13 protein-coding genes are annotated in these 16,300 nt (G+C 61.9%); 5 read left to right on the top strand and 8 right to left on the bottom strand.

Annotation, left to right across the window (positions count from 1 at the left end):
• Window positions 1-5 precede the first annotated feature (5 nt).
• Together GT019_RS09650 and GT019_RS09645 are read right to left on the bottom strand one after the other, a co-directional pair.
• Window positions 6-3,449 (bottom strand): DEAD/DEAH box helicase, encoded by a 3,444-nt coding sequence (locus GT019_RS09650; RefSeq protein ID WP_235947478.1) that lies wholly within the window; start codon window positions 3,447-3,449, stop codon window positions 6-8.
• Between the two features lie 60 nt (window positions 3,450-3,509).
• Complete coding sequence (locus tag GT019_RS09645; RefSeq protein ID WP_161742933.1) at window positions 3,510-4,415, bottom strand: helix-turn-helix domain-containing protein; 906 nt, start codon at window positions 4,413-4,415, stop codon at window positions 3,510-3,512.
• A 190-nt stretch (window positions 4,416-4,605) separates the two neighbouring features.
• On the opposite strand from GT019_RS09645, the gene GT019_RS09640 reads away from it, so the two are divergent.
• The 3 genes from GT019_RS09640 to GT019_RS09630 all read left to right on the top strand — a co-directional run bounded on the left by GT019_RS09640 (window position 4,606) and on the right by GT019_RS09630 (window position 7,683).
• Window positions 4,606-5,466: a phytanoyl-CoA dioxygenase family protein gene (locus tag GT019_RS09640; RefSeq protein WP_161742932.1), complete on the top strand. Its 861-nt coding sequence runs from the start codon at window positions 4,606-4,608 to the stop codon at window positions 5,464-5,466.
• A 338-nt stretch (window positions 5,467-5,804) separates the two neighbouring features.
• On the top strand, window positions 5,805-6,605 hold the full coding sequence (locus GT019_RS09635) for an RNA polymerase sigma factor (RefSeq protein WP_235947475.1): 801 nt from the start codon (window positions 5,805-5,807) through the stop codon (window positions 6,603-6,605).
• Window positions 6,574-7,683: a DUF4179 domain-containing protein gene (locus tag GT019_RS09630; protein WP_235947539.1), complete on the top strand. Its 1,110-nt coding sequence runs from the start codon at window positions 6,574-6,576 to the stop codon at window positions 7,681-7,683. The genes GT019_RS09635 and GT019_RS09630 overlap by 32 nt, the downstream gene beginning before the upstream one ends.
• Before the next feature lie 20 nt (window positions 7,684-7,703).
• Here GT019_RS09630 and GT019_RS09625 read toward each other — a convergent pair whose 3' ends face one another.
• From GT019_RS09625 to GT019_RS09615, 3 genes are read right to left on the bottom strand one after another with little or no spacing between them, the layout of a single operon-like run.
• Window positions 7,704-8,528 carry a metal ABC transporter permease gene (locus GT019_RS09625; RefSeq protein WP_161742930.1) on the bottom strand — a complete coding sequence of 275 codons (825 nt, stop codon included), beginning with the start codon at window positions 8,526-8,528 and terminating at the stop codon, window positions 7,704-7,706.
• A gap of 32 nt (window positions 8,529-8,560) precedes the next feature.
• A complete protein-coding gene (locus GT019_RS09620) occupies window positions 8,561-9,409 on the bottom strand; it encodes a metal ABC transporter ATP-binding protein (protein ID WP_161742929.1) in 849 nt (282 codons plus the stop codon).
• A gap of 36 nt (window positions 9,410-9,445) precedes the next feature.
• Window positions 9,446-10,438 (bottom strand): metal ABC transporter solute-binding protein, Zn/Mn family, encoded by a 993-nt coding sequence (locus GT019_RS09615; RefSeq protein WP_161742928.1) that lies wholly within the window; start codon window positions 10,436-10,438, stop codon window positions 9,446-9,448.
• Between the two features lie 249 nt (window positions 10,439-10,687).
• Here GT019_RS09615 and GT019_RS09610 point away from each other — a divergent pair, with 249 nt between their 5' ends.
• Together GT019_RS09610 and GT019_RS09605 are read left to right on the top strand one after the other, a co-directional pair.
• Window positions 10,688-11,950, top strand: coding sequence for a permease (locus tag GT019_RS09610; protein ID WP_161742927.1), 1,263 nt, complete (start codon window positions 10,688-10,690; stop codon window positions 11,948-11,950).
• 26 nt (window positions 11,951-11,976) lie between these two features.
• Window positions 11,977-13,023: a TIGR03943 family putative permease subunit gene (locus GT019_RS09605; protein WP_161742926.1), complete on the top strand. Its 1,047-nt coding sequence runs from the start codon at window positions 11,977-11,979 to the stop codon at window positions 13,021-13,023.
• Window positions 13,024-13,115: 92 nt separating this feature from the next.
• Here GT019_RS09605 and GT019_RS09600 read toward each other — a convergent pair whose 3' ends face one another.
• The 3 genes from GT019_RS09600 to GT019_RS09590 form a co-directional block, all read right to left on the bottom strand.
• Window positions 13,116-14,168 (bottom strand): Atu2307/SP_0267 family LLM class monooxygenase, encoded by a 1,053-nt coding sequence (locus GT019_RS09600; protein WP_161742973.1) that lies wholly within the window; start codon window positions 14,166-14,168, stop codon window positions 13,116-13,118.
• Between the two features lie 106 nt (window positions 14,169-14,274).
• Window positions 14,275-14,949, bottom strand: a complete 675-nt coding sequence (locus GT019_RS09595) for a response regulator (RefSeq protein WP_161742925.1) — start codon at window positions 14,947-14,949, stop codon at window positions 14,275-14,277.
• Window positions 14,930-16,108 (bottom strand): sensor histidine kinase, encoded by a 1,179-nt coding sequence (locus GT019_RS09590; RefSeq protein WP_161742924.1) that lies wholly within the window; start codon window positions 16,106-16,108, stop codon window positions 14,930-14,932. The genes GT019_RS09595 and GT019_RS09590 overlap by 20 nt, the downstream gene beginning before the upstream one ends.
• Window positions 16,109-16,300 lie beyond the last annotated feature (192 nt).

The following is a 16,300-nucleotide window of genomic DNA, read 5'->3' as shown; positions in this document are numbered from 1 at the left end:
GGCAACTAGCTCAGCATGAGCAGTTCCTTGATCTCTTCCTCGGTCAGGGCGGACAGCGCCTCTTCGCCGGGTTGGACGACCTCGTCGATGAGGTGCTTCTTGCGTTCCTGCAGCTCGACCATCTTGTCCTCGACGGTGCCTTCGGCGACGAGGCGGATGACCTGCACGACGTTGCGCTGCCCGATGCGGTGGGCGCGGTCGGCGGCCTGCTGCTCCACGGCGGGATTCCACCACAGGTCGTACAGGATGACGGTGTCCGCGCCGGTCAGGTTAAGACCGGTGCCGCCGGCCTTGAGCGAGATGAGGAACAGATCGCGCTCGCCGTCGTTGAACCGGCTGCTCAGCTCGATGCGCTCGCGCGGCGGCGTGCTGCCGTCCAGGTAGAAATACGGCACGTCCCGCCGCTGCAGCTCCTGCCGAATAAGCTTCAGCATCTCGACGAACTGCGAGAAGACGAGCATCCGCCGGCCGGCGGCGCGGCATTCCTCGATCAGCTCCAGCAGCTGCTGGAATTTGCCGGCGGTACCTGCGTAATCCTCGACGAACAGCGCCGGGTGACAGCAGATCTGGCGGAGCCGGGTCAGTCCGGCGAGGATGCGGATGCGGTTCTTGTTCAGCGTATCCTTGTCCAGATGACGGAGCGTCTCCTCCCGGAGCTTCGCCAGGTAGGCGGCGTACAGCTTCTTCTGCTCCGGCAGCAGGGCGGACGCCTGCACCGATTCGATCTTGTCCGGCAGCTCCTTGAGGACGTCGGTCTTCACCCGGCGCAGCAGAAACGGCCTTGCGCGCTTCGCGATCGTCTCGCGTGCCAGCTCGCCGAATGCCTTGCGTCCCGGGAACAGGTCCGGGAATACCGCGTCGAACAAGGACCACAGCTCCTCCAGCCGATTCTCGACCGGCGTGCCCGTGAGCGCGAACCGGTTGCGGGCCCGGAGCAGCTTCACGCTCTGCGCCGTCTGCGTCGCGTAGTTCTTGAACGCCTGCGCTTCGTCGAGGATGAGCGTGTGGAAATCCAGCGCGGCATAGCCGACGATATCGCGCCGCAGCAGCGGATAGGACGTGATGACGACGTCGACCGACGAGCTGCCCGCCAGAACGGCGTCGCGTTCCGTCTTCGTGCCGTCCGCGACGACCGCGCGGATATGCGGGGCGAATTTGCGGATCTCGGCCCGCCAGTTGTAGGTCAAGGAAGCGGGCGCGACGATGATCGCGGGCAGCCGTTCCGCGCGAATCGCGGGCAGCATGGCGGCGAGGAACGCGATGGCCTGCACCGTCTTGCCGAGCCCCATGTCGTCCGCCAGGATGCCGCCGAATCCATAATGCGCGAGCGTGCGCAGCCATTGGTAGCCGAAGACCTGGTAATCCCGAAGGGGATGAAGCAGCTCGGCGGGTTCGGGAAAGTCCATGTTCTCCGGATTCCGCAGATTGTCCAGCAGCCGCCGGAACGGCTTGTCCAGCCGGACGGCGCCGCCCTGCCGCGGCGCGTCGATCAGATGCAGGCCGCGGAAGAGCGGGATATGGATGCCCGAGTCGCGCAGGTCTTTGACCGTGATCCGGCCTTCGTTGATGAAGCGGATAATTTCCTTCATCTCTTCGCTGTCCAAGGGCATGAGCGCGCCGCTCGGCAGGCGGTGATAAGTCCTTTTCTCGTCGATGGACTTCAGGATCGCCTTGATCTCCGCCTCCGGGATGCCGGCGATGTCGAATTTGACGTCGAGCCAATTGGAGCGCTCGTTCAGCTTGAGCGTGACGCTCGGCGGCGCGCCGCCGAGATGGATGCGCGTCCGGACGGCGGAGGTGGCATGGACGGTCAGGAGCTTCTCCAGCTGCGGCACGACATGGAAGAGGAAGTGGTACTCCCGCTCTTCGTCCCCCAGGAAATAGCCCGATTCCGTCTTGGCCATCGACGCCTCTTCCATCAGGGCGAGGATCCGGCGTTCCTTCTCGCCGTCCCGCATCAGAATCGGTCCGCTGCTGCGGCGTTCATGCTCCGTCTCCAGCGGATTGACGACCAGGTCGCCATAGTGGAATTCCAGCGCCGCGAGCAGCCGGTCCCGCACCCGATCGAGAAACAGCTTCGCCTGCAGCGGACGCTGCGTGATCCGCTCGGCGACGTCGTCCGCGATTCGGACGCTGCCGAGCTTCAGCAGGCCGGGCATGACCCGTTCCATGAACGGCTCGATCCGTGCCGGAGGCAGCGGAATCCGGTCCGGTTCGTCCGATCGCTCCAGCAGCGCCTGCAGCTCCAGCAGACGCGCGCACGCTTCGGGCGACTCGCGGAGCAGCTTGCCCCCGGTCAGGACGAGGCCGTATTCGTCCAGGATCGTCATCTCCGCGAGGCCCTGCACATGCAGGCGGTAGCCGGCCCCGTGGTCGTCCGCCTGCCGCGCCAGCTCGAAATGCAGCGGAAGCCGTTCGTCCGCCGCCTCGATGCCAGCATAAACGACTTTATTCAGCTCTATCACGGCGGAAGGGGCTGCGATGAGCGCGGGCAGGAGGGCCTCCCAGTCGGCGGGCGGGACGGGCAGCAGGCGCTCGCCGCCGATCGGCGCGGCGTGCATGGCGTATACGCCGGACGTCTCGCGGTACAGGCGTTCCTGCTCCGCCATCGCGATCAACTGCCGGAGGACGGCGAAGTCGGCCGTTTGAATGCTGTGCAGCCGCGGATCGTACACCAGGGATTTGGAGATGGCGCAGGATTCGCCGTCCGCCGCGCATTGCAGAAAGTCGCGGATATGCGGCACGGTCGCCGGCCGTTTGGCGCCGGCCCTGAGCTCGATGCCGAGCATCCGCCGGCCGCGGCTGGAGGCGAACGGCTTGCAGACGAAGGTCAAAGCGAACGGCGTGCGCGTATCGAAGCGCGTCTCGGATGCGGGGGCCGTCCGTTCCGCCGGCGGCGCGAACAGCTTGAGCAGGCCTTGGGCCAGCTCGTCACGCTCGGCTTCGGCGTAGACGCTGCCGCTCGGGAAGCGGGATTCGAAGCCCGCGTCGCGCTCCTGGTCGCTGCCGGCAGCGATGCTGCCGCGATGACGGACGGAGGCATCGCTTATCCCGATGGCGGCGCTCCCAGAGCCGCGTTTGCCGGAGGAGGCGACGGCTTTGCCCGCGCTTCGGACGTCGGCGTTGCTGCCCTCCGCGGATGCGCCCGGCGTCCGCCCGGCCTGCTGGGCGTCATGAATCAGCAGCAATACCGCCGCGACGTGGGAGCAGTATTTGCTGTAGGACGAGAGGGAAGGGCAGGTGCAGGAGGCCGAGACGTCTCCGTCATCGTCGATGCGCAGCGCGACCTCGAAGTTCTCCTGCAATCGCACGTTGGCTTCGCAGCGCCCGGCGTCCGGATCGTAATACGCGACCGCGACTTTGCCGCCGCGGAAGGCGGCTTCGCCCCGTTTGTACGAGAGTTGGCCGCACATGCCTTGAATGGCGGTCAGCGTCAGGCGGTGGTTCATGCGGCGATCAGCCTCCTTTCCTTGGCTTGCTTGATGGCGATGATGGTCCGGCGGCTTCGGTCAGGCGCGGTTATCGCGGACGGCTTGTTTGCGGTAGTCCGTCGGCGTGCGCCCCGTGAACCGTTTGAAGAAGATGCTGAACGTATGGATGGACGAGAAGCGCAGCTCCTCGGCGATCTGCGTGACCGGTTTGTCCGTGGCGCGCAGCTCGAACTTGGCCTTGTCGAGGCACAGGCTGCGCATGTACTCGCCGACCGGCATGCCGATCGCGCTGCGGAACTCGCGGGCGAGGTGGGAGCGGCTGATCGGGATGGAGCGCGCGATCGCCTCGATGTCATGGTCGTAGCGGATCTCGCCGTGCAGCCGGTTCATCACTGCGATGACCGCGCCGCCAAGCGGGCTCGGAGGCGCGTCCCTTCGCTGCGCGATATCGTGGAACAGCCGCGACACCGTCACGAGCAGCTGCAGGAGCAGCCCTTCCGCCATGTGGAAGCTGAGCCGCGGACGCGTGCGCACTTCGCGCAGCAGGCGCTGCAGGATCCAGCGGACCGCCCCGTCCTCGTCCGGAACGACGCGGCCTGCGCCGAGCTGGTAGAAATCCGGCTGCAGCGCCTTCATCCACTCCAGCTTGAACCCCATGTAGAGCAGGCGAAACGGCGCGTCCTTGCCCGCCAGCCCGTAATGCGTCTCGCCCGGCTTGGTCAGCCACAGGTCGCCGGCATGAATGCGGTACAGCGTCTTGTCGATCTGATACTGGCCGTGGCCATCTTCCAAATAGCACAGCTCGAAGTGGTCGTGGTAATGCGAAGCGGTCCCCCAGTTCGGCATCAGCTGCTCGCCGATGTAGCAGAGATTGCTCGCCTGCGCGTCGAAGGGCAGTTCCGCCCGAAATTCAAGCTCGTTCTCGATTCGGCGCGGCCGATTCGGCGCATGGTCGAAGTAAGGCGGTTTGCTCGGCAGGGACATGTGCATGCGGCCTCCGGTGAATTCGATTGCTTTCAGTATACCGTTCGGCTCGGAGGTTTGAAAGGGCTCAGAATGATCATAATCTTTAAATTCATGCCTGCGGCGGGCAAAGACGCCTGCCTCTTCGGCATCTAAAATGATAATCAGAAGCGAACGATACTTGAAACGAAAGGTTGAGGTGGCGCAGCGCATGACGACGGAGCGAAAGCAAGTGAATGACGTTTGTCTGCCGACGGAGGCGGACGTGGAATTTTTCGACCGGAACGGCTACTGGGTGTCCCCCGCGGTCTTCTCGGAACAGGAGCTGGCGGCGATCAGGGACCGCCAGGACCGGATCTATCGCGCGGAGTTCGAGACGGGACGCGCGCCGATCTGCAATTGGCTGGAGGGCGTGGACAATCCGCGGGCCCTGCGCAAGACCGACAATTCGCATTGGAGCGACGCCGTGCTGCGGGGCGTGGCCACGGATCCGACGATCGGTGCGATCGCGGGCAGGCTGATGCACGCGGATACGATCCGGCTCTGGCACGATCAGCTGCTGTACAAGCCGGGCAGAGGGCCGGGCCGCGAGACGGCTAACGTCGGCTGGCATCAGGATTTCTCCTACTGGCAGTGCGCGAAGGAGCCGACGCTGATCACGGCTTGGGTCGCGTTCACGGACGTGGATCTCTCGAACGGGTGCATGCAAATGGTGCCGCGCAGCCATCAATGGGGATTGCTCAAGATGAGCGATTTCTTCGAGCAGAACATCGAGCAGCAGCGGGCGGACATGGACATTCCGGAGCAGGAGCAGTTCACGACGGTGCCGATCGTGATGAAAGCGGGGCAAGTCAGCTTTCACCATGCGCTGACCATTCACGGCAGCGGTCCGAACGCGACGGACGACGCCCGCCGCTCCATGGCGGTTCATCTCATGACGGGGGAAACCCGTTATGCGCAAAGCCAGCGGGGGGACCTGCATTTCAACGCGCGGTTCATGCAGGGCCGGGACGGGGAGATCTTCGACGGCGACGCGTTTCCGGTGCTGTACGGCGCGCCGGGGGCGAAATAAACGCGATTAATCATTCGTATCGTATAGGAGTAGAATAGCAAGGGAAGTGCCGATATGCAGCCAAGCATGCCGGCACTTTCTTTTTGGCTGGAAGAAGCAGCGGGATGTAACGACGGAACCGCACCGATCGCCAGCCAATTGCCGAAATCATGAAAGGCCGCCCATGACAGGCGGCCTTTCGCGATTTCTGGTAAACTAGTGGCCGTACGTCGTAGAACCCGAGCTTCGCCAGCATGGGGGAAAGCTGGTTGTGCCGACGGAACGCGGCTGGCCGCGTAACGAAGCGACGGAACGGATCTTCGCGTCGATCGGGCGGCGCTGGGCGGATGTTCTAGGGGATGAACGAATCCATCGTTTTGGCTGGACATGCGGAAGCTGGCCGGCGCTTTCCCCAACGCGAGGGCAGGGGCGTTTCGGCTTGTGTGGTGATCGCGATCAAGATGCACGTTTCGGGGAGGCTGCCGGGAGGCGGCCTTTTCCTAGTGGGGAATAATTCGTCCGGTGTCAGAAAAAGCCATTTAATCGAGTTATACAGGGCAGAAAGGAGGGACAGCGTGGAGGATACAACTGCTCCATTTGCATCTCATATAAACGTGAATCAAGCCGTGATACGGGTTCAGGAAGGCGATATGGAGTCGTACGCCTTTATCATTCAGCACTTCCAACGAAAACTGTACTTGTACTGTTATTACTTGCTTAAGAATCAGGAAGAGGCGGAAGACGCTACCCAAGATATCTTTATTAAAGGGTTGGACCGAATCCGGCAATTCTCCCCGACCGTCTCATTCTCGGCCTGGATCTATAAAATCGCGCATCATCACTGCATCGACCTGATGAAGAAACGAAACAAAAGCCTGACCTGGTTCCTGCATCTTAGAAAAGAACCGACCGAGTTTAACGCTAGCCGGTATACGGATTACATTCATGAGTTATTGGAGCGATTGAATACCGTCGAGCGAAAAATACTGCTGCTGCGGGCATTAGAAGACTATTCGTTCGAAGAAATCGGGATCATCATGGGCCTCAAGTCCGCAGCGGTCCGCAAAAAATATGAACGGCTCCGCAAGAAAATGCGGAACGAAGAAGGAGGCGCGGCGCTTGAGCGGCATGTTTACCAGCATGGAGGAGAACGAATTTGACCAACTGCAAAAGATGATCAGAGAAACGCCGGTCCATGTGGATTTCACCGCTCGCATCATGAATCGAATGGACAACCGTTACGAACATTACAAGCCTCGCGCAATGAAACGCTATAAAGCTGCATGGATTGCGGCATCATTATTCGTCTTGGCCATTGCGCTGACGAGCATCGGTTTTGTTTCGCCGACGATGGCCGAGTCCCTTAAAAAAATTCCGGGAATCGCCTCCATTTTTCAAGCTGCCGGAGATAGCGGGTTGAAAACCGCGGACGAAGAGGGGCTTGTCAGATCCGGTTCGGCCGACGCGCATCAAGGCGTGACTTTGCAGGTCCCGGTCGCCATGTTCGACGGGACCCGGATATCGATCGGATTAAATCGCGTGATTTCGGGAGGAAAATCATCCGCTTCTACGATCAGGGAGCAGATCAAAGACGTGGACTTGTTCGTCGACGGGGAGCCCGTTCAATCGTTCAGTCCCCCGAATTCGAATTCGATCGGCGTGTATCTCTACCCCGGAATGAACGATGATTCGGCCATCGTCGAATTTTCCGATCTGCATAATCAGGGAGGCAAAGCGCTTCCGGATAAATTCAATCTATCGATGTCCATCGCCATGAACGGCATTCAAGCGCCATTCCTTCTTAACGTTCCAATGGAGAGAAGCACGAGGAATACGCGGGTTTGGGAACCTAATCGCGTTCGAAGCTTAAATAATATCGATTTTACGCTGATGAAGGTCGAAAGCACCCCGATTACGACGAACCTGACAACGACAATCGCGCTGTCTGATCACGCGCGGCTCACGCTGTCCGAGCGTTCAATTGGCATCGACGTATTCGACGACAAGGGGAATAAAATCAAGTTTATCAGCGGGAACGGCTGGAATGAAACGAACGGAAGCATGTTGCAATCCGATTATCGTTTCGAGCCGCTGCCAGCGAATGTGAAGTCCATCACGGTCAAGCCGTATGAGCATGCGTATCAAGCGAAAGATTCGAATCTGTTTCAGCTGGAAGCTGACGGTACTCCGGTTGTTCATTACCTGCCCGAACTCGAAATGACAGTGAAACTAAAATAGGCGTTCGACGGCTTTTCCCGTTAAGCCCGGCTCGCCGCGGGCTCCGGCGACCGCCGCTCCCGCAGCCGGCCCCACGACAGCGCGGCGAAGTAAAACAAGGTCTCCAGCGCCGTAATGTAGAAGCTCACGGGCGCGTTGGTGTAATAGCTGAGCACGAGGCCCCCCCAGACGCCGAGCACGCCGAAGGCGGCGGACCAGAGCATCATGCGCGCCACGGAATGCGTCATATGCCGCGCGGCCGCGGCCGGGGCGGTCAAGAGCGTGAACACGAGCAGGGCGCCGACGATCAGGATCGCCTCGGAGACGGCGACCGCCAGCAGCAGCAGGAAGCCGATGGACAGCAGGCGCACCGGCAAGCGCGCCGCCTGCGCGCCGGCGGGATCGAAGGAGTCGAATTTGAGCGGCTTGTAGAAGAACGCGAAGACGACCAGCACCGCGGCCGACAAGCAGACGATCTCGATCACGTTGTCCCGGCTGATGCCGACGACGCTGCCGAACAGCAGCGCTGTCATGGCCGTCGCCTTCTTCGCGGACATGGAGAGGAACAGCAGGCCCAGTCCGAGAAAGAGGCTGAGCACGACGCTGATCGTCACTTCCCTGCGGAACAGCTTGACCCCGAAGCCGCCGATGGCGAATGCGCTGGCGATCGAGAAGAGCAGCAGTCCGCCGATGGGATTCCAGCCGGCGAGTACGGAAAAGGCGGCGCCGGAAAAGCCGATATGCGAGAAGGTATGCGCGATGAAGGACAGGTTGCGGGCGATGACGAACACGCCGATCGCGCCGGACATGATCGCCACGAGGGTGCCCGCGAGAAAAGCGTGCTGCATGAAAGCATAGTGAAGCATGGTCCTCCTCCTTTCGTTAACGGCGTTCATCCTTAATGCCGGCAAATTGCGGGAACGGGGTCGCTCGATATGGTCACGAGCAGCTTGCCTTCCACGCGCAGCACGTCGACCGAGCTGCCGTAGAGCCGCTGCAGCACGGAGGTTTGCATGACTTCGTCCACGGTTCCGACCGCATAGTGACGCGGCGTCAGATAGAGAATGCGGTCCGCGTAGCGGTTCACGAGGTTCACGTCGTGGCTGATCAGCAGCACGGCGATGTTCCGCTCGCGGCGGACGCGGTCGATGACCGCGGCCATCTCCTCCTGCGCGCCCGGATCCAGATTGGACGTCGGCTCGTCGAGCAGCAGCAGATGCGGGTTGCGGACGAGCGCCTGGGCCAGGAAGACGCGCTGCTTCTCCCCGCCGGAGAGCCGGCCGATCGATTTGCGCGCGAGCTGCGCGGCACCGGCGAGATCAAGCGCGGCCTGCACGGAAGCCCGATCCCTGCGGTTCAGCCAAGGTCGGATCGCGTGCGGTAGGCCGAGCGCGACGAAATCCCAGGCATGCAGGGGCAGCTCGGGGTCGATCTGCCTCGCCTGCGGAACATAGCCGATCGCCGTATGCCCGGCTTCGACGGGACGGGGGAAGGCGATGCTGCCGGACTGCGGCTTGATCAGCTGCAGCAGGACGCGGAACAAGGTGGTTTTGCCCGCGCCGTTGGGCCCGAGGATGCCCAAGAATTCGCCCGAGTCCACGTGAAACGATACGTCGTTCAGGATCGAACGTCCGCCCAGATGAACGTCGATATGCTGCGCGATTAGCGCCGCGGCGGTCGCGGTCTCGGTAGCCCGCTCCGCCCTGGGAGAGGCCGGCGCGGGAGAAATAACGGCTAACGGGTTCATGATAACCATCCTTTCGGAAACAGCCGACACGACGGATTACCCGAGCGCGGCTTTGATTTGATCGAGAATATCCGTCATCCACGTCAGATAATTTTTGCCGGAGGGCAGGGTCTCGGTCACTTCGATGACGGGAACGCCGTTCTCATTCGCGAGGTCGACGAGATTTTGCACGGTTTGGCTCGTGGCCTGCGTATTGTTGACGAAGAAACGGATGTTCTTCGCCTTGATATCGTTCTGAAGCCGGGCGACGTCCTGCGGCGCCGGATCGGTCTCTTCTTCGGCGGCCAGCTCGAACTTCTCGTCCGTGATCTTCAGGTTGAGCGCCTGCGCCATGTAGTCGAAGACGGGCTCGGACACGGCGACGGGGAGCGGGTCGGCCTGCTTCAAGGAAGCGACGGCTTCGGTCAGCGGCGCAAGGGACTGCTTGTAGTCGGAAGCTTGATCGGCAAAATCCTGCTTATGCACCGGGTCCAGCTTGCCGAGTCGGTCGGCCAGATAATCCGCGTATTTCCCCATCGTCTCCGGGTTGTACCAGACGTGCTCGTTGTCGCCGTCCTGGTGCGCCATGACGTCGCTCGCGACCCGCACGACCGTTTTGTCGGCGGCTTTGCCGGAGGCGTCGATCAGCTTCTGCATCCATTCGTCGTAGCCGATGCCGTTGAAGATCACGACGGAGGCCCCGTCGACGGCCTTGGACGCGTCCGGCGTCGGCTCGTAATCATGCGGATCGGCATCCGGGCTCGTGAGCAGCGACGTGACGTCGACGTAATCGCCGCCGACGGCTTCGGCGACCTCGCCGTAGAAATTCTCCGCGGCGACGATGGCGATCTTGCTGCTGCCGATGCCGCCAGTATTATTGTTGCCGTTAGTGCTATCAGTGTTGCTAGCACTATTGCTGCCGGTACTGCTGCTATTGCCGGTATTGCTGCTGCCGCTTCCGCAGGCGCTGGCCAGAACAAGTAGCGAACCCAGCAGGATCGCGGTCGTGCTTATCTTCCAAAGCTTCTTTTTCAACGGACGTGTAGGCATCTCGGTCAATCTCTCCCTGTTCTATAATAGTAAAAATTACGATTTGAAACATGTTGCCATTATAGGCTGGCGAATTCTCCGTCGTCAACCTCTTTTCGTAAAAATTACATTTAAATTCCCCCTGCGATGGTTTGACTCGCTTCGGGATAGGCTGATATAGTAGAGTTATATTAGTAATATTTACTATTAAAGACGAGTGCGCAAGCGTGGAGCCATGGTAGCGCCGGCTGCGGCGGAGGTATCGGAATCATGAATACGGAAGTTCACGAACGGCGGTCGCATTGGAAAGTCAATCTGGTGTTCGGCTTTATTTTCGGCGCCGTTCTGATCGCGTTCCTGAAGCCCGAGCTGCTCGGAAATCTGGCTTTCCCGGACTTGTCCGGGCTGGGGACGTTCAAGACGATGTTCGTCGGCATCGTGCTGGAGGCGCTGCCGTTCATCCTGCTCAGCGTCTTCGTCTCTTCGCTGATGCACGAATTCCTTCCCGAGGGCTGGATCGGCAAGGTCATTCCCCGCAATCCGCTGCTCGGCATCGCGGTCGCCGGCTTGCTCGGCGTCGTGTTTCCGGTATGCGAATGCGGGCTGATTCCGATCGTGCGCCGGCTGATCGCCAAAGGCATGCCCTTGTACGCCGGCATCGTCTTCATCCTGGTCGGGCCGATCGTCAATCCGGTCGTATACGGCGCTACGTACACGGCATTCCGGACGCGGCCCGAGCTGCTGTACGGGCGAATGGGACTTGCCTTGGGCGTGGGGCTCGCCGTCGGGCTGTCCGTGTATGTCCTGGTCCGGGGCGATCAGCTGCGGAACGGTTCGCGGGGCGGCGATGCCGCGGGCACGAACCAAAGGGAGCTTGGCGAACCCGTTCATCGCCTCGACCATGACCGCGATGAAGATCCTGCGCACCGCCATCAAGAACATATACTACAACACCATAGGTTTCATCGCGATCAAATCCACCGCCATCAACATCGCGATCCTGCTCACCGGCCCAACCACAACGCCGACAACAGCGACAATTACAGCAACAATCCCAGCCATAACCACAGACATAACCACAGCCACGACCACGAACACAGCCACAATCATCCTGCTCACAAGCGCAATCGATTCTTCGCGGTCCTGAATCATGCCGGCGGCGAGCTGTACGATATGGGCGGTTACCTCATCTTCGGAGCGGCGATCGCGGCGGCGGTCCAAGCCTTTCTGCCCCGGGCGGAGCTGGCCGGCATCGGTCAAAGCGGCTGGGAATCCCATCTGTTCATGATGGGCTTCGCCTTCGTGCTCTCGTTATGCTCGACCTCGGATGCGTTCGTCGCTTCTTCGTTCGCAAGCACGTTCTCGGCCGGTTCCCTGCTCGCGTTCCTCGTCTTCGGCCCGATGATGAATCTGAAAGGGCTCCTCATGCTGTTGACGGCGTTCAAGGCGAGATTCGTCATCCTCGTCGTGTTGATCACGGGCGCGGCCGTCCTGGCCGGTTCCCTAATCCTCGCGCAAGCATACGGTCTGTAAACGATCGATAAGGAGTGGATACGCGCATGTCGACCATGGAGAACAAAAGGCTCGCGCGGCATTACGGCTTCCGCGGGCTGCTGCTCGGCGGATTTACCGTTTACATCGTTCACCTGGCCAAGAGCGGCAGCCTGCAGTATTACATCGCCCCGCGCATGATGATTTACCTGAAACTGGCCGCGCTCGGGCTGTTCGTGCTGGCGGTCTATTTCGTCTACGAGGCGCTGCAGCTGGGGTTCGGCTGGAAGGATGAGCCGGACGATTGCGATTGCGACCATGCGCCGTCGCGATCGAAGTGGCGGAATCTCGTGCTGTACGGCTTGTTCGCGCTGCCGCTCGCGTTCGGATTCGCGCTGCCGGATAAGGCGATGGGGAGCGACGTGGTAGCGGTGAAGGGCATGAACCTGAACGCTGCCGGAGCCGTCGGCGCGGCGAGAACGTCTCCTTCACCGGGCGGTACGACTCAGTCGAGGGCGGACGATACGGCAACAAACGGCAACGTGACGGTCGGACAACCGGCGGCGGGGCAGGCCGACAATGCGCCGGCGGCATCGTCCGCGGCATCGGACGGCGCCTCTTCCGCGAACGGCGCAGACCCTCAAAGCGAGGAGGCCAAGCTGCAGCAATTGTTCCCGTACGACGAATACAGCGAGGATTTCTCCAAACTGGGCATTCGGCTGTACAAGCGGGACCTTATCCGGGTCGAAGCGGAGGGCTTCCTCGAGGTATCGACGACGCTGAGCATGTACATGGACAATTTTCAGGGCAAGACGATCGACGTCAGCGGGTTCGTTTACCGCGAGCCGGATATGAAGCCGAACCAGTTCATCGTGTCCCGGCTCGCCATGACCTGCTGTTCCGCGGATTCGGTGCCGTACGGGTTTCTCGTGGAGTCGCCGGATGCCGGGCTGAAGGACGATACGTGGGTTCGCGTGACGGGGACCATAGGGAGGACGACGTACGGCGGGAATGCCATTCTGCGGATAACGGCCGGGAAGCCGACGAAGATCGAAGCGCCGAAGGATCCGTACGTCTATCCGTATAACGGGGATATCGTGCAATTGGCGAAGTAACGCGATGCCGGGGAAGGGGGAGCGGTGGAATTCTGCGCCGAGCAAGCGCCAAAAAGGGCCGACCCGTCAATCAACGGGTCGGCCCTTCATGTTTACTTGGTTCCCTCGACCCGCGCAAGCTCGGCCAGCACCAACGGCTTGACCTTCGTGCCGAGCAGCTCGATGGCGCGCAGCACGTCCTTGTGCGGCATCGTGCCGACGTTCACGTGCAGGAAGAAGCGGGTGATGCCCAGATTTTTGCGCAGCAGGACGATCTTCTCCGCGACGTATTCGGGATCGCCGAGGTAGAGGGCGCCCCGAAGGCTGCGGGCTTCATCGTACGTCGCGCGCGTGTACGGCTGGTTCCAGCCCCGCTCGCGGCCGATCTTGTTCATCTGGTCCCGCGTCGGCTTGAAGAACGAATCGGCCGTCGCTTCGCGGTCGTCGCCGACGAAGCCGTGGGAGTGCGTGGCGATCTGCAGCTGCTCGGGATCATGCCCGGCCTGCGCGGCCGCGCGCTTGTACAGGTCGACGAGCGGCGCGAATTTCTCCGGCATGCCGCCGATGATGGCGAAGGCGATCGGCAGGCCGAGCAGACCTGCGCGGACCGCGGATTGGGCGTTCCCGCCGCTCGCGATCCATACCGGCAGCGGGTCCTGAACGGACCGCGGGTAGACGCCGAGATCGTCGATCGCGGGGCGATGGCCGCCGCGCCAGCTGACCTTCTCCGAGGCGCGGATCGCGAGCAGCAGCTCGAGCTTCTCCTCGAACAGCTCGTCGTAATCTTCCAGGCTGTAGCCGAACAGCGGGAACGATTCGATGAACGAGCCTCGGCCCGCCATGATTTCGGCCCGGCCGTTCGAGAGGCCGTCCAAGGTAGAGAAGGCTTGGTAGACGCGCACCGGGTCGTCCGAGGACAGCACGGTCACGGCGCTCGTGAGCCGGATGCGCTTCGTCATCCCGGCCGCCGCCGCGAGCACCACGGCGGGCGCGGTACCCGCGTAATCCGGACGGTGATGCTCCCCGATGCCGTACACGTCCAAGCCGGCGCCGTCGGCGACGACGATCTCCTCCACGGCCTGCCGCAGCCGTTCGGCATGGCTGATGACCGCTCCCGTGTCCGGGTCGGGCGTGGTTTCCAAAAACGTACTGATTCCGATCTCCATCGGCTTTGCCAAATCGGCCATTGGGAATGCGCCTCCTTCTTTTTCTCCAGTGTACTAAATATCCGATAGCTTCTCAATATAAGTAAGTTAATTTCTAATCGGAAAGTTACTTCACCATGCCATGCCGCAGCGCCGTCACCACGACCTGCGTACGGTCCTCGCAGCCGAACTTTTGCAAAATCCGGTGGACGTGGGATTTGACCGTGCCTTCCCCGATGAACAGCTTCTGGGCGATGCGGTCGTTGCGCAGGCCGTACGCCATCTCCTGCAAAATCTCCTGCTCCCGCTCCGTCAACGGCTCCAGCAGCGCCGGCTCCGCGTCGGACCGCGGAATGAGGCAACCCGAGGAGACGGCCCGCGAGAGCGCGTCGGCCGCCAGGTCCGTCCGGTAGACGGCTTCGCCGCGATAGGCGGAACGGACCGCGCCCAGCATGTCCTCCACGTCCGCGTCCTTCAGCAGATAACCGACGGCCCCCGAGCGAATGACCTCGTAGATATAGTCCGGATCGTTAAAGGTCGTCAGGATGACGATTTTCGTCTCGGGCAGCTGCTTGACGATCAGCTTTGAAGCTTCGATGCCCGTCATGCCCGGCATCTGGATGTCCATCAGCACGATATCCGGCCGCAGCGCGAAGGCCTGCTCGACCGCTTCCTTGCCGTCGGCCGCTTCGCCGGCCAGCGTCATGTCGCCCTGCAGGCCGATGACGTAGCCGAAGCCCTGCCGGATCATTTTCTGGTCGTCCGCCAGCAGCACCTTGATCTTACCTTCCGTTGTGGGCATCCCGATCCTCCGTTCCGGAGCCGGCGGGCAGCTCCGCGATAATTTCGAACCCATGCGGCTTCGCGGCTCCGTAGGTCAGCCGTCCGCCGCGTTCCTCCAGCCTCGCCCGCATCATTTTCAAGCCGAATCCTTCCTGCACGGTCTCCGCCACGGCCTCCCCGTCGTCTCGGACGCGCATCGCGATCCGTCCCGATTCCGTCCTCAATTCCACGTCCACATGCGTCGCCCCGGCATGCCGAATCATGTTCGTAAGGGCCTCCTGCAGCACGCCGAACAGCAGCGCGTACGCGGCCGGGCCGGCGTCTTCCTCCCGCAGCTCGGCGCTGAACGCGTAGCCGATCGAGGTCGTCGCTTCCATCCGGGAGAGCAGCGCCTTGAGCGGCGCCAAGCCCGATACCGAGCGGTCGTCCGCCAGCGAATGGACGGACGTCCGGATGTCCTGCAGTCCTTGGCGGGCCACGCTCAGCATGCCGTCCAGGGACTGCTCCGCCTGCGCCGGATCCTTGGCGACCATGTAGCGCGTGGCCTGCAGCTGCACGACCAGCGAGGTCAAGCTATGCCCGACCGCGTCGTGAATGTCCCGGGCGATCCGGGTCCGCTCGTCGAGGACCGCGTTGCGCATCGACGTCACCGACGCTTCCTGCAGCTGCGCGTAAGCCGCCTGCAGCTCCGCGAGATGCTGCTTGTTCTGTTCGTACATGCTGTCGCGCTGGCGGCGGCTTCGGACGTTGATATAGAAGAAGAACGAGATGAACGCGAAGGACAGGAAGCTGGGCAGGTCCACGTTGCCGAAGGCCGTGTAAATGCCCGTAATCAGAATCATCGTCGCGAGCAGCGGGACGCGCGGCGAGGCAAAGGATAGGCGGAGGGCCGTCGTGAGCACAATAACGGCAAGAAAATAAATCAGCACCGTCTCGTCGTACCAGATCATGCCCGCGGCGGTCTCCAGCCCTGCCAGCAGGACGAACGCGACCGACATCCGTTTGGGACGCCAAAAATCCCGCAGCAGCAGCCGGCTGACGTACGTCGCGCAGATGAGCGCGTTGAGCGCGATTTTGACCGGGGAACCCGCGAAGAAATCGTTCAGGTACATCATGATGAAGATAAACGCGGTTCCGGCCGCCGTTCGCGCGACGGCGCGCGGATCTTGCAGGTCCACTTGAATCCCCCCGTTCCGCTCCGGTGCCGGCGCTCTTGTGGTTCCATTGTAGCCGCGGGCAGCGCCGGAAATCAATTCGGTCGAGGCCCGCGCCGCCGATTTCTATCTGCGGATATAGGGCCGAAGCGGCGAGATTCTACCCGGGGTTGGTCGTGGGGGCAAGCCGTTCCGGGGTACGATGGTAGCCGTGAA

The organism is Paenibacillus glycinis, assembly GCF_009909185.1.
In the GTDB taxonomy this organism is placed as follows: Bacteria; Bacillota; Bacilli; order Paenibacillales; family Paenibacillaceae; genus Paenibacillus_Z; species Paenibacillus_Z glycinis.
Note: the sequence above shows the minus strand (reverse complement) of the source record. Positions and strands in the feature narration are given on the sequence as shown.